Below are 12,919 nucleotides of genomic sequence, written 5' to 3'. Positions count from 1 at the left end.
GAGACACCTCCCTCCCTGTCCGTACCTGGTCGATGCAGAATATGTCAGATCCTGTCACCGCTGTCGAGAAGTGTGAGGAAGCGAGCGTACGCGGCGTCGATCACGTCCGACGACCGCGGCTCGAACCGCCGCGGCGGCAGCGAGGCACGCACGACGTCCCTCATCTCGGCCGGCGAGGACAGCTCGCCGGCTGCCCAGGCCTGGACCAGCAGGTTGCCGATGGCGGTGGCCTCCACCGGGCCGGCCAGCACCAGCCGGCCGGTCACATCGGCAGTCAGCTGGCACAACAACGGGTTCGCCGCCCCGCCTCCGACGATGTGCACCACGTCGGCGCGGCTGTCTGCCAGCGCCTCGGCGCGCTCCAGGGTCCATCGATGCTTACAGGCGAGGCTGTCCAGCACGCAACGCACCAGTGCGGCCCGGTCCACGGGAACCGGCTCCCCGCTCGCCCGGCAAAGCTCGGCCAGGCGCGCCGGCATGTCATCCGGCGCGACGAGACCGGGTGCGTCCGGGTCGATCAGGGACCGGAACGCCGGTGCGGTGCCCGCGGCGGCTACGAGATCGTCGTACGGTGGCGAGCCCCACGCCGCCCGGCACCGCTGGAGCAACCACAGACCCGTCCCGTTGCGCAGGAACCGGATGGTTCCGTCGATTCCGGCCTCGTTGGAGAAGCCGGCCAGCCGGGCGGCGTCGGTCAGCACCGGCGCCGGCAACTCCAGGCCGACCAGCGACCAGGTCCCCGAGGAGATGTACGCGAAGCTGCCCGCCCCGGCCGGAACCGCGGCGACGGCGGAAGCGGTGTCGTGTCCGGCGACCGCCCACAGCGGCACCCGCCGGTCAGCCAGTAACGAACCGACCTGGGTGCCGGGCGCCACGACGTCGGCGTCGAAGAGCCGGCCGGGTATGCCGAGCGCCTGGATGACGCCGGTCGCCCAGCGACGGGTGACGACGTCGAGCAGCTGGCCGGTGCTCGCGATCGTCTGCTCGGTGACCTGCCGGCCGCTCAGCCAATACCCGAAAAGGTCAGGCAGCATGGCAAGCCGTTCGGCGACGGCCAGTTGCGGTGAGTCCTCCATCGCCACGAGCTGGCTGGTGGTGTTGATCGGCAGGGTCGCGGTGCCGGTAGTGCGGTACAGCTCGGCGGGATCGACGCGCTCGGCGACCAGCCTGGCGCCGGACTCCGTCCGCCGGTCACGGTAATGCCATGGATTGCCGATCAGCCGGCCGTCGCGGTCCAGCAGCGCGAAATCGTTGCCCCACGCATCGATGCCGATCCCGCCGACCCTGTCCCGGCCCCGCTCGGCCAGCGCTGCGGTCAGCCCGGCCGACAGGTCCGCGAACAGGGCCAACACGTCCCAATGCAGTCCCTCGGGCAATGCCACGGGGCGGTTGACGAACCGGTGCACCTCGCGCACCTCGAGCCGGTCACCATCGAGCACGCCGCGCAGCACACGGCCGGTCTCGGCACCGAGGTCGACCGCCAGGAACACAGGCATCGCAAGAGCCTAGCCGCGACTCGCGGATCAGGTGACGACGGTGAGCCTTGGCGGTCATTCAGGGTCCGGCGTCGGGTGCGGTCATGGCGCGGACGGCCCCTTCGACGCCGAGGATGTGCGCGGCCGCCAGCATGCGGGCGCGCTCGCTGTCCCGGTCGGCAATCGCCTGGTAGATCATCTGGTGCTCCACGGCCGTGCGGGAGTCGGCTCCGGCGTCGGCGCGGCCGCGCCACAACCTGGCGCGCACCGTGCGCCCGGAGGCGTGCTCGATCAGCGCGGCGAGCACCGGATTCCCGCACCGCGTGGTGATCAGGTTGTGGAACGCCCGGTCGTTGGCCATCAGTTGTTCGTGGTCGATGGCCGGCGACTGGAGCAGAGCGTGGGCTTGCCTCATCAGGTTGCGGAGTTCGGCCAGGTCGTCGTCGGTAAGCCGCTCGACGGCCAGGGCCGTGGCCTCCGGTTCGAGGAGCCGGCGGACGTGCAGGAACTGCCGCTCGCCCGCTTCGCCGTGCAGGTCGGCGACGAATCCCATGCCGTCCAGCAGCAGGTCGGGCCGGAGGCTGGTGACGTACGTGCCGTCACCTTGCCGGGTCTGCAGAACCTTCAGCGTGGTGAGCGCCCGGACCGCCTCGCGCAACGTGTTCCGGGAGACGCCGAGGCTGGCGGCCAGGTCCTTCTCGACCGGCAGCTTGTCGCCGGGCCGGAGTTCGCCGTCGACGAGCATCTGTTTGATCCGGCCGATCGCCGAGTCGATCGCACCCATGGCTCAGCCTTGCACGCCGGCAGGGTTCTTCCCGAGCGTGACATGCGCTCGCCCTGATTGATCCCATGAATAACCATGGCGGGCGAGTGGCAACTTGGCTCAAGTTGAGAAAAGTGTGAGATATAAGCCGATAAACGGGGCGTATATGTCCACCGCTATTTGCAGGTTGTTTCAACTTCTGGCACTAGCGTCTATAGACATTGGGTGAATCCGAGGGATAGATTCCGGCTACCCAGCACGTTCCCCCCGCTCACAGCCCTCGTCCCGGCCATGGTGGAGGCCCCTATGGCATCTGACGCCACTGAGCGTGACGGCTACCCAGGCGCGGCATCCCCGCGCCACGGAGCAGAGATCCCGCGCGGTGTATCGAACCTTGCATGGCCGGCGGGGCACCGACCGGAAGGCGCCGGACCGGAAGACAGCGGACCCCCGATGTCCGGTTCGCCCGGCGCCGGTCCGCGTCGCGATCCGGCCGGCCTGGGCCTCGCCGCCCTGCGCGTCGGCCCGGCACTGATGTTGCTGGTCGTCGTGCTGGCCGCGGGCGCGCTGTCGCCGGTCTTCTTCACGACGCGCAACCTCGGCAACGTACTCAGCCAGACAGCGGTGATCGCGATCCTCGCGCTGGCCCAGCTGCTGGTGATCGTGACCCGGGGCATCGACCTGTCCGTCGGGTCGACGCTGGCACTGTCCTCGGTGGTCGGCGCCCTGATGTTCGGGTCGATGGGGTCCGGACCCCTGGTCATCCTGGCCATGCTCGCCACCGGCACGGCGGTCGGTGCGGTCAACGGGGCAGTGCTGGTGTGGGGCCGGCTACCTCATCCGTTCATCATGACCCTGGCCATGCTGAGCATCGCCCGGGGCCTGGCGCTGTGGCTGTCCGGAGGGCAGCCGATCAGTGGCATGCCGGACCTGGTCCAGCAGCTCGGCGGCGGATCGATCGGGTGGCTTCCGTACTCCGCATTTCTGGTCGTGGGGCTGGCACTGGCGACGTTGCTGCTCACCCGGGCGATGGTCTGGGGCCGCTGGATCTTCGCGGTCGGCGGCAATCCGGATGGCGCCCGGCGGGCCGCCATCCCGGTCAACCCCGTGGTCGTCTCGGTTTACGTGATCAGTGGGCTGGCGGCCGGGACCGCCGCGGTCGTCAACGCCGGCCGGCTCAACGGTGGATCGCCCACCTTCGGAGAACTGGCCGAGCTGGACGCGATCGCCGCCGTGGTGATCGGTGGGGCGAGCTTCCACGGCGGCCGTGGGAATGTCGGCAACGCACTCGTGGGGGCACTCATGATCGGCGTCATTCGCAACGCCATGAATCTGCTCGACGTCAACGCGTTCTTGCAACCGATCGTGATCGGCGTGGTGATCCTGCTCGCCGTCGAGCTCGACGTCCTCCGCGGGCGTTTGGAGGAGCGGCTCCGCGTTCTCCAGGCGGTCCGGTCATGACCGAGCCGAACCCGCCAGCGCTCAGCGTGCGGGCGGCGACGAAGCGTTTCGGCGCGGTGGTCGCGCTTGACGGTGTAGACGTCGAGGTACGGCGAGGCGAGGTGCTGGCCCTGCTCGGCGACAACGGCGCCGGTAAGTCGACGCTCATCAAGTGCGTCACCGGGGTGCACCGACTGGACTCGGGGACGGTCGCGATGGACGGCATTCCGGTCGACCCGGGTTCACCGGCGGCCGCCCGGGCTCTCGGTATCGAGACCGTCTACCAGGACCTGGCGTTGTTCGACAATCTCGACGCGGCGGCGAATTTCTACGCCGGACGCGAGATGACCACGCCACGATGGCTGCCCCGAGGGCTCCGGCTGGTCCGGCGGCGCGCGATGGTGGAGGCCACTGTGGTGGTACTGCGCCGGCTCGAGGTGGGCGTCGCCGACCTGAGTACGCCGGTGGGACTCATGTCCGGCGGCCAGCGGCAGGCGGTCGCGGTCGCGCGGGCCGCGGCGTTCGCCACCAAAGTGGTGATCCTCGACGAGCCCACGGCGGCCCTGGGCGTCCGTGAGTCTCGTCATGTCCTCGACCTCATCCTGCGGCTGCGAACCGAAGGGCTCGCGGTCATCGTCGTGTCGCACGCGATGGATCACGTTATGGAGATTGCGGATCGGGCCGTGGTCATGCGCCGCGGTCGTGCGGTCGGAGAGCTGATTCCCCGGCCGGAGAACAAGGAACAAATTGTGTCGCTGATCGTCGGTGGAAACGGCTGATCCGCAAGCCTCAGCCGTGTTAACGGAGGTAGGCAACATGCGAGGCAAGAAAACCATTCTCACGATGGCCCTGGCGAGCCTGATGCTCGCGTCCTGCTCATCCGGCGACGATGCCGGAAAGTCCGACCAGGGTGCCGGTGAGACCTTGAAGGTCGGTTTCATCACCAAATTCCCGGTCGACTTCTACGACATCATGGTCGACGCCGTGAAGAAGTACGACGCCGAGCACGCCGATGTCGAGGTCCTCTTCGGCCAGGGCAAGAGCGGAACGGACGACGAGGGCGTGATCAACCACGTCGAGAACATGATCGCGAAGGGCGTCAAGGCCATCGCGATCACACCCACCAGCCCGGCGGTGCAGACCGCGCTGGACAAGGCGGTCAAGGCCGGGATCAAAGTCGTGCTGGTTGACAACGACATCCCCGGCTGGACCGGCAAGAGCTCCGTGGTCGCCACCGACAACCTGGCCGGCGGCAAGCTCGCCGGCACCTGGCTCGCCGAGCACCTGGCGGACGGCGCCAAGATCGGAATCCTGCAGGGGCGGATCGGCAACCCCTCACTCGACGACCGGGTCAAGGGCCTCAAGGAGACCCTCGGCAGCAAGGCGACCGTCGTCGCCGAGCCGGCCACCGACTGCGACCAGACCAAAGGCCTGAACGCCGCGCAGGACATGCTCACCGCCCACCCGGACCTGACCGCCATCTACGGCGCGTGCGGCCCGCCGATCATCGGCGCCCTGCAGGCCGTCAAGGCCGCGGGCAAGAAGCCGGGCGACATCACGGTGGTCGGCTTCGACGCCTCACCCGACGAGCTGAAATCAATCAAGGCGGGCGAACAGACCGGTTCCGTCGCACAGTTCCCCGCGAAGATGGGGTCGCTCGGCATCGAGACCGCGGTGTCGGCCGCCCGGGGACAGGCGGTCCAGCCCAGCGTCGACACCGGTACCGAGATGGTGACGAAGGACAACGCCGACTCGTTCGCCTGATTTGTCGCTCCCCGGATTACGCCATTTCGCTCCGCTCTGCGGACTCGCGCTGATCAACGAACTGACCGTGTTCCACAACATGTTCCTCAACCGCGAACTACGCCTCGGTCCACTGCTCAACAACCGGGCCATGCGCCGTCTTGCCAGGGAGCACCTGGCCGACATGGGCGTGAACATCCCCGACGTCGGCGCCGAGGTCGCGAAGCTGTCCGGCGGGCAGCCAGGCCGTGGCGGTGGCCCGGGCGGTCTACTCCGATGCCCGGGTCCTGCTGCTCGACGAGCCGCTCGCCGCGATGGGCGCCAAGGAAGGCGCCCTGATCCTCGACCTGATCCGAGACCTCAAGGCCCGCGGTGACGTCTCGGTCATCATCATCGCCCACAACTATGCCCAGGTCCTCGACGTCTGCGACCGGGTCAATCTGCTCCAGCACGGCACCATCACCTTCGACCGGCGCACCGCCGAGGTGTCTGTCGAGGAACTGACCGAGCTCGTGGTCGCCGAATACCGCAGCCGCCGCAGCCGCCGCTGACGGCGGACGGCAAGCCGTTCGCCCGCAACACAGGAGTCGTCGCCATGCCCTCTTTCGCGCGCATCATCGCCCTGGACGTCCTGGACGTGCGCTTTCCGACGTCCGAGCAGCTCGACGGCTCCGACGCGATGAATCCCGAGCCGGACTACTCCGCCGCGTACGTGCGGCTGCGCACCGACGCCGACGACGGGCTGGAAGGCCATGCGCTGGCGTTCACCACCGGCCGCGGCAACGACGTCCAGGCCAACGCCATCGACGCGCTCGCGCCGTTCGTGGTGGGGCGCTCGGTCGCCGAGGTGTGCGGCGATCTCGGCGGCTTCGCCCGCTTGCTCGTCCACGATCCCCAATTGCGCTGGCTCGGCCCGGAGAAGGGCACCATCCACATGGCCACCGGCGCCGTCGTCAACGCGGCCTGGGACCTGGCCGCGAAGCGGGAGGGCAAGCCGGTCTGGCGGTTCCTCGGCGATATGTCGCCCGAGCAGATCGTGTCGCAGGTCGACTTCCGCTGGCTTTCCGACGCGCTGACCCCCGGCGACGCGCTCGACATCCTGCGCCGGGCGCGATCCGGTCGCGACAAGCGCATCGCGCTGCTGCTGGAGCATGGCTACTCCGCGTACACGACCACGCCCGGCTGGCTCGGGTACTCCGACGACAAGCTCGCCCGGCTGTCGCGCGAAGCCGTCGCCGACGGATTCGGCCAGATCAAGCTGAAGGTCGGCGCCAACCTCGAGGACGACATCCGGCGCCTGCGGACGGCGCGTGAGGCGGTCGGCGACGACGTACGCATCGCAGTGGACGCCAACCAGCGCTGGGATGTGCAACCGGCCATCGACTGGATGCGGCGGCTGGCCCCGTACGACCCGTACTGGATCGAGGAACCCACCTCGCCCGACGACATCCTGGGGCATGCGGCCGTGCGCCGCGCGGTGCGACCGATCAAGGTGGCCACCGGCGAGCACGTCGCCAACCGGGTCGTGTTCAAGCAACTGTTGCAGGCCGGCTCGGTGGACATCGTCCAGATCGACTCGGCCAGGGTTGCGGGGATCAACGAGAACATCGCGATCCTGCTGCTCGCCGCGAAGTTCGGGGTGCCGGTCTGCCCGCACGCCGGCGGCGTCGGGCTCTGCGAGATGGTCCAGCACCTGTCGATGTTCGACTTCGTCGCGGTCTCCGCGACGATGCAGGACAGGGTCATCGAGTACGTCGACCACCTGCACGAACACTTCCTCGATCCGGTACGCGTCGTCAACGGCCGGTACGTCGCACCCACCGCGCCCGGGCTGAGCGCTCAGATGCACCCGGCCTCCCTCAAGGAGTACGCCTACCCCGACGGACCCGTGTGGGCCACCCGTGTCTGACCCATCTGCGCCGCGGCCACGGGCGGTCCGCCGCCCGGTGTCCCGTCCCATGACGCGGTGCGTCAGCCGAGGTTCGCCGGGGCGCCGGTGCTGCTGCCCGGCGCACCGCGCCGGCGGGGGAGAGCGGTCAGGCGACGAGGCGGCGTTCTCAGGCCCAGGCGGCGATCTCGACGCGGTCGCGGGCGCGAGTTTGGCCTGGACGCTGCCCAGGTGGGTCTTGACCGTGCCGATCGAGATGAACAGCTCGGTGGCGATCTCGGCGTTGGTCAGGCCCTTCGCGTCCAGCCGGACCACGTCCAGCGCGCGCGGGGACAGGCCGCCGTCGTCGGTCGACGGGGCGGGCGGGCTGAGGTGCTCCAGCAGCCGGACGGTGATGGAGGGGCTGATCAGCCGCGGCATGCCACCAGCGTCCTGAGCTGCGAAAACAATATCGGGCGACACGCAGCGATACCCCCCGATATTCAAGATCGCAGACTCTTGATCCGCGGTCACCGGCGTCGCTGTTAGGTTGCCTGATTTCGACCATCCACCCCGAGTTGGACGAGTTGCTCGCTGACCTTGAGTGAGGCTTGACCTCGTTGAGGTCGACCCATCGCGCGCCGAAGGTCTCACCCCCGCCGGTGCCCCGGTGGGCGATCACGTGGAAGAGCGGGTAGAGCCGGTCGCTCTGGATGCCGACTAATCGGCGGCCGGCTGGCACCCGCTTCACCCTCCGGGCTACTTGACCGGTTGCCTCTTGACGGGCCTCGGCAGCAGCGAGGGGAGTTCGAAGGCCTGCCTCGCGGCGGGGAAGGGGCCACCAACCTCAGGCCTTCTTCGCGCTCGCTTCCCATCGTGGTGAAGTGGACGGATCGCCAACGAACGGAAGCTCCAGGTCACAGCCCTGAGCCATGATCGAAGAGTTCGTACGCCGTAACCTCAGCTCCACAACCTGTTGACCTGCGAATCCGTGTGGGTCGAATGAGGCGTTGCGCGAACCGTCACTCGCCCGGCTCGGCTGACTCGGTTGCCGGGCTACTGCATGGTGACCCGCGCCAGTGTCGTCCCGGCGGCTTTGGAGATCTTGCAGTCGGGACGTGGAGCGCACGCCTGCGTCTTCTTCACCGACCCGATACTTGCTTCCATCGCCCGGTCGGCCGGAACGGTTCTGCTGCACGAGGTCATGGTGCTGCGCGGCTCGATGGACCTGGGCTCGTACGACCGCCTGTTCCCGAACCAGGACGCCCTGCCCGACGGAGGCGCCGTCCACACGTCACGTCCGCACGCAACACACTCCCGGGTAATTCCCGGAAGCACCACGACGACGTCGCGGAGCGCCCTTTTGGCCATGACCGGCATGCTTTCCGTGCCGCCGGTGGCCCGACAACACCGCTTCGCATGGCTTCTGCCGTCGGAACCTGGACACGCCGGTCAGGGCCACCAGTGATGGGCGTCCAGGGGCGCCGCGGTAATCGCCGTAGCGCCGTCGGCTTTCGAGGTCCGTGGCCGGCGCGCTCCATCACCGATCGGTCCGCATGACTCATCGCCTCGGCCAGTGACGGATCCCAGGCGGTGGCTGTGGCTACTCCGGTGAGGGGAAGGCCCGTCGCGTCGGCGGTGCGGTAGTCGGCGCTGGACATGCGCCACGGTACGGCCTCCGGGTAGCGGGCCAGGGCGGCGCCGGTGAGCCGTAGGCCGGTCCAGTCGAAATCGTTGCGCCAGCGGATCACGGCGTCGGAGGCGCGGTAGCCCAGTAGCATGTGGACCGCGGCTGACGGTACCCCTTCGGTGCAGATCAGCGGGGCTGTGCCGCGCCCGGCGGCGGCTCGCAGCACCGCCGGGTTCTCGCAGACGAAGATCTCCTTGCTGGGCAGGGTCAGAGGCCCTAGCCGAAGTTGGTGAAGGGTGACGCGGAACGGCACGTGGGCGGCCGCGGCGGAGGACAGCCAGTCGCCGAGCGGGCCACCGGAGGCGGGGAGGTTCAAGACCAGTACCTGGCTGGCCAGGTCGTCGGGAACCACGCCGGCCAGTTCCCACAGCGCCCGTTCCTGCTCGGCGCCGGTCGGTACACCGGTCCCGTGCCATGCCGCCAGGGCGCGCAGGACCAGCCCGCGTACCGGGCCGTCGGTCAGAGCCTTGGTGTCTCCGAGGATTCGCTCCGCGAACACCGGCATCGGCTCGGCGGTGACCGGCATGGCGTCCAGCACCGCCAGCACCTGCGAGAACGGGAGGCCGCCGCGGGCGATCCGGGTGAGGGTCCCGTCGCCACGCAGCGCGCCGAGCCAGTTGTCGAACCACGGGGCACCGGCGTGGCGGCTCGTCGCGGCCATGGCGAGCGCCGAGTCCCGGGCCTCGGCCACGAGGGCGCGTTCGCCAGGGCGGTTCCGGAACGGACCTACCGCCGACACCAGATCGGTGCCGTACGCGTCGCGCAGGAAGACGTCGAGTTCGGCCAGGCGGACGGAGACCCGGCTGACGCCGGCGGGCCGGTGCACTCCGGTCACACCGATGACGATGTGCCGCTCCGTCTCATCAGGAGCCGCGAGGGAGACCGATCCGGAGAGGTCACCGCCGGTGCGTTCGAGGCTTCGCCGGGCAGCGGCGAGCAGCCGCCGCCAGCCTGGATCCGCGGTGAGATCAGGCATGCGACGCAACCGTACGGGTGGAGGGCGAGCCGAGCGCGGCGGCGAGTGTTCCGTCGAAGTCGGCCACGTTCACGGTGCCGTCCCAGACCAGCAGGACCGTCGACACGGCGTGTTCAACCGTGGAGTGCGACAGGTCGTAGTGGGCGCAGCCGGTCACCGCCGGATGGGTGGCCCATAGGTCGTACCCGGTCATGAACAGATCCAGATCGAACTGTTTGGCCAGGGACATCAGCTCGCCGCGCCCGTTGTCGTCGACGCTGGCGAACGCCTCGTCGAGGCCGAGCAGCCGGGGTGCGCCCGGGCGGGCCGACCCGAACAGCGCGTTGGCCGCCGCGAACAGCGGCAGGTGCAGCGACACCGACTGCTCGCCGCCAGAGAGCTGGCTGTGCCGGGCCCGGGTGAGTGGCTCACTGACCCCGCCGGGGCGGTGCAGGGTGAATGCGAAGACCCGCCACTGCCGGTAGTCCAGCACCTCGGCCAGCAGTTCCCGGTAGGGCTTCTCCGGAGCCTGGGCCCGGACCGACTTGATCCGGGCCGCGAAGTGCCGCCGCAGGGTGGTCAGCTGACCTGGGCCGAGTCGCGCCGGGTCGCGTTCGAGCAGCTTGCACACCTCACGCTGTTCCGGGTCGAGGTCGTCGGAGAGCCGCCAGCCCACACCGACGGTCAGGCCGGACGACATCCGCCGGGCACGCATCTGCTGATCCATTGCGTCGACCAGGTCGCGGGCCTCGATCGTACGCCGGTGGATCTGCCCGGCCAGCTGGCCCAGCAGCGCGTCCTCAAAACCCGCTGCTCCGCGTCGGTGAGCAGTTGCTCCTGGTCGCGGCGTTCGCCGGCGATCCGTTCGGCGAAGTGCGCGACCGGCGTCAAACCCTGCTCGTCGGCGACCCGCACGACGATGAGGCCCTCGTCGGTGTCCCATTCCGGCCGGTGGTCGAGCCCGGCGGCCGGAAGCTGGGCCTGCAGGTCGGTGAGGGCGCTGGTCAGCCGGGTCGCGCTCTGCTTCAGTGAGGTCTCGGTCGGGCTCAGCTCGCGGGTGGCCGTCAGGATCGCCTCGTGCAGCCCCACGACCGCCGGATCGAGGTCGTCGTCCGCGGTGTCGGCGGCTGGCCACCGCAGGTGCGGCGGGCAGCGCATCAGACCAAGAAGATCACTTTGAGCGTACGGCCGGAGCCGTGTCGCCTCGCGCCGCGCCTCGACGATCGCCTCGCCCACGGCCTGCTCGCCGACCTCGACCCGTGCCACCGCGCCGGCCCGGCTCTGCAACGCCTCGCTGTGCGCTGCCCTGGCCTGTTCCAGGGCCTGTTCCGCGCCGGTGACCGCCTCTTCGGTGTCAGCCACCTCGGCCAGCACCCGGGTCGCCTCGGCCCCGATCGACGCCGACAGAGTGCGCAGTTCCTCGTCCTTCTCGTCGTGCCGGGCGTGCGCCGTCCGCGCCGCCTGCCCGGCCGCCTCCGACTTCTCCTCCGCCTCGGCCTGCCGTTCGGCGGCCTCCCCGGCCGGCACGCCGGCGATGTCCGCGCTGTCATGGGCGTGCCGCAACTCCATCCCGAGCCGGTCGAACCGATCCAGCGCGGTGGCGGTCGGGTCCAGCCGTTCCACCGGCAACGACCGGTCCGCGCTGGCCCGGCGCAGCCCGGTGGCGGCGGCGGCCTGGCCGGCCACGGCCGCGTCGAGCCGGCCCGCGGCGTCGAGAGCCGACTCACGGCGTACCCGAAGAAGGGTCGCGGCCCGGTCCAGATCGCGTTCGGCCTGCGTGATCGCGGTGCGCGGCGGCAGTGTCGCACCCGCCCGGTCCAACGCCCCCAGCATCTCCCGCCGGGATTCACGGGCGGTTTCGACCTCGTTGATGTCTCGATCGAGGGCGGCGATCCGGCGGTCGCAGTCGGCGATCCGGGTGGATCGTGTGCCCGCCTCTGGCCGACGCCGAACCGGTACTGCGCTTCATCCTGCCGTCCTCTCCGACGCATCTCGGTGCACAGTTCCGTCACGAGTTCACGGCCGCTGGGAGCGCCACGGTGCACGCCCGGACTCCATCCGGACGCGCCCGGGCCCGGCAGAATTGGTCGCACCTGGGAACGTGGGTTCGGAACCGCCACAGAATTGACGTCAGCCGAAGTCCGGTCAACTACCCGATCGAGCGACTGGCGCGCCACAGGCCATCGAAGACGGCTGCTCAACGGGGGCTGGCGAGGGCCGTCGACGCGGCCGAAAAGGTTGCGGAGTAGCCCGGCGAACGACCCGCGGGTGCGCCCAGTGGGGCCGGCCGTGCGCGGCTGCTGTGCAGCACCCCCGACACCCGCGCGGTGTCCGATGTGGGGATGACGGGGAACGGCCCTCGAGTACGCAGCTGGGGATCGACGAAACGGGTCGCCGACCAGGCAGCCCGGTCGCTCTGGCATCGGCGCGGGCCTGGTGCAGCACTACCGGCAGTACTGCTTGCGCATTGGTTGCCCGGCCGGTACCTTCCGGCGATGACTGAACCGGCAGCAGTGGCTGGCGCGGCATCCGAACAGCGAGCCACAGCAGCAGTGACGTTCGCCGACCTCAACGTCAAGCTCGTAGTCATCAACCAACTCATGTACGAGCGGTCGGTCCTCACCCCGAGGTTCGACCTGGACACGTTCCTCCGTACGTTCGACGAGCATGAGATCGAAGATCCCAACGGGCCCTACCCGGAGGTGCTGGAGTACTTCGAGCGGCTGCCGTTGACCCCGGAACACCTGGCCCTCATCACCGAGCTGGACGTCGACCCGTCCGCCAGGATCTGGTCCCAGATCGACCGCGGGTGGGGCGGGGGGGAGGAGCACTTCCACCCCGCTACCTATGTCGACGTGGCGCACCTGCCGAACCTGCGCAAGGTCAATATCGACTTCATGGTCAACGAGGACACCGACCTGTCCGCCCTGTACGAACGCGACGACCTTGAGGTCACCGTCGAGGAATGACGTCAGTGGCCGGAGGC

General features: G+C 69.5%; 11 protein-coding genes and 1 pseudogene. 6 read left to right on the top strand and 6 right to left on the bottom strand.

All coding sequences use genetic code 11. The annotated features are described in order from the left end of the window. Nucleotides 1-44: 44 nt before the first annotated feature. A complete protein-coding gene (locus AB0M54_RS18985; RefSeq protein WP_364319170.1) occupies nucleotides 45-1,496 on the bottom strand; it encodes an FGGY-family carbohydrate kinase in 1,452 nt (483 codons plus the stop codon). Between the two features lie 58 nt (nucleotides 1,497-1,554). Continuing rightward, nucleotides 1,555-2,259, bottom strand: coding sequence for a FadR/GntR family transcriptional regulator (locus AB0M54_RS18980; RefSeq protein ID WP_364319168.1), 705 nt, complete (start codon nucleotides 2,257-2,259; stop codon nucleotides 1,555-1,557). 432 nt (nucleotides 2,260-2,691) lie between these two features. Between AB0M54_RS18980 and AB0M54_RS18975 the strand changes: the two genes are divergently transcribed. The 5 genes from AB0M54_RS18975 (at nucleotide 2,692) to AB0M54_RS18955 (ending at nucleotide 7,330) form a co-directional block, all read left to right on the top strand. Beyond that, nucleotides 2,692-3,699, top strand: coding sequence for an ABC transporter permease (locus tag AB0M54_RS18975; protein ID WP_364319166.1), 1,008 nt, complete (start codon nucleotides 2,692-2,694; stop codon nucleotides 3,697-3,699). Then, the gene (locus tag AB0M54_RS18970; RefSeq protein WP_364319164.1) at nucleotides 3,696-4,457 is read left to right on the top strand and encodes an ATP-binding cassette domain-containing protein; all 762 of its coding nucleotides are present in this window, start codon (nucleotides 3,696-3,698) and stop codon (nucleotides 4,455-4,457) included. The genes AB0M54_RS18975 and AB0M54_RS18970 overlap by 4 nt, the downstream gene beginning before the upstream one ends. A gap of 37 nt (nucleotides 4,458-4,494) precedes the next feature. Further along, complete coding sequence (locus AB0M54_RS18965) at nucleotides 4,495-5,442, top strand: sugar ABC transporter substrate-binding protein (protein ID WP_364319162.1); 948 nt, start codon at nucleotides 4,495-4,497, stop codon at nucleotides 5,440-5,442. Nucleotides 5,443-5,669: 227 nt separating this feature from the next. Then, nucleotides 5,670-5,972: a hypothetical protein gene (locus AB0M54_RS18960; protein ID WP_364472735.1), complete on the top strand. Its 303-nt coding sequence runs from the start codon at nucleotides 5,670-5,672 to the stop codon at nucleotides 5,970-5,972. Between the two features lie 44 nt (nucleotides 5,973-6,016). Further along, the gene (locus AB0M54_RS18955) at nucleotides 6,017-7,330 is read left to right on the top strand and encodes an L-fuconate dehydratase (protein WP_364319158.1); all 1,314 of its coding nucleotides are present in this window, start codon (nucleotides 6,017-6,019) and stop codon (nucleotides 7,328-7,330) included. A gap of 246 nt (nucleotides 7,331-7,576) precedes the next feature. Here the strand turns inward: AB0M54_RS18955 and AB0M54_RS18950 are convergent. The 4 genes and pseudogenes from AB0M54_RS18950 to AB0M54_RS18935 all read right to left on the bottom strand — a co-directional run. Beyond that, a pseudogene (locus AB0M54_RS18950) lies at nucleotides 7,577-7,729 on the bottom strand (DNA-binding response regulator); the annotation flags it as partial. 761 nt (nucleotides 7,730-8,490) lie between these two features. Next, nucleotides 8,491-9,954, bottom strand: coding sequence for a TIGR02679 domain-containing protein (locus tag AB0M54_RS18945; protein WP_364319156.1), 1,464 nt, complete (start codon nucleotides 9,952-9,954; stop codon nucleotides 8,491-8,493). Next, nucleotides 9,947-10,648, bottom strand: coding sequence for an SbcC/MukB-like Walker B domain-containing protein (locus tag AB0M54_RS18940; protein WP_364472733.1), 702 nt, complete (start codon nucleotides 10,646-10,648; stop codon nucleotides 9,947-9,949). Before AB0M54_RS18940 ends, AB0M54_RS18945 begins: the two co-directional genes overlap by 8 nt. Then, complete coding sequence (locus AB0M54_RS18935; protein ID WP_364472731.1) at nucleotides 10,618-11,754, bottom strand: hypothetical protein; 1,137 nt, start codon at nucleotides 11,752-11,754, stop codon at nucleotides 10,618-10,620. Before AB0M54_RS18935 ends, AB0M54_RS18940 begins: the two co-directional genes overlap by 31 nt. A gap of 674 nt (nucleotides 11,755-12,428) precedes the next feature. Here AB0M54_RS18935 and AB0M54_RS18930 point away from each other — a divergent pair. Continuing rightward, a complete protein-coding gene (locus tag AB0M54_RS18930; RefSeq protein ID WP_364472729.1) occupies nucleotides 12,429-12,902 on the top strand; it encodes a hypothetical protein in 474 nt (157 codons plus the stop codon). Nucleotides 12,903-12,919: the final 17 nt, after the last annotated feature.

It is taken from the genome of Actinoplanes sp. NPDC051470 (genome assembly GCF_040682035.1).
Classification (GTDB): domain Bacteria; phylum Actinomycetota; class Actinomycetes; order Mycobacteriales; family Micromonosporaceae; genus Actinoplanes.
This window is presented reverse-complemented; position numbering and strand designations above follow the sequence as displayed.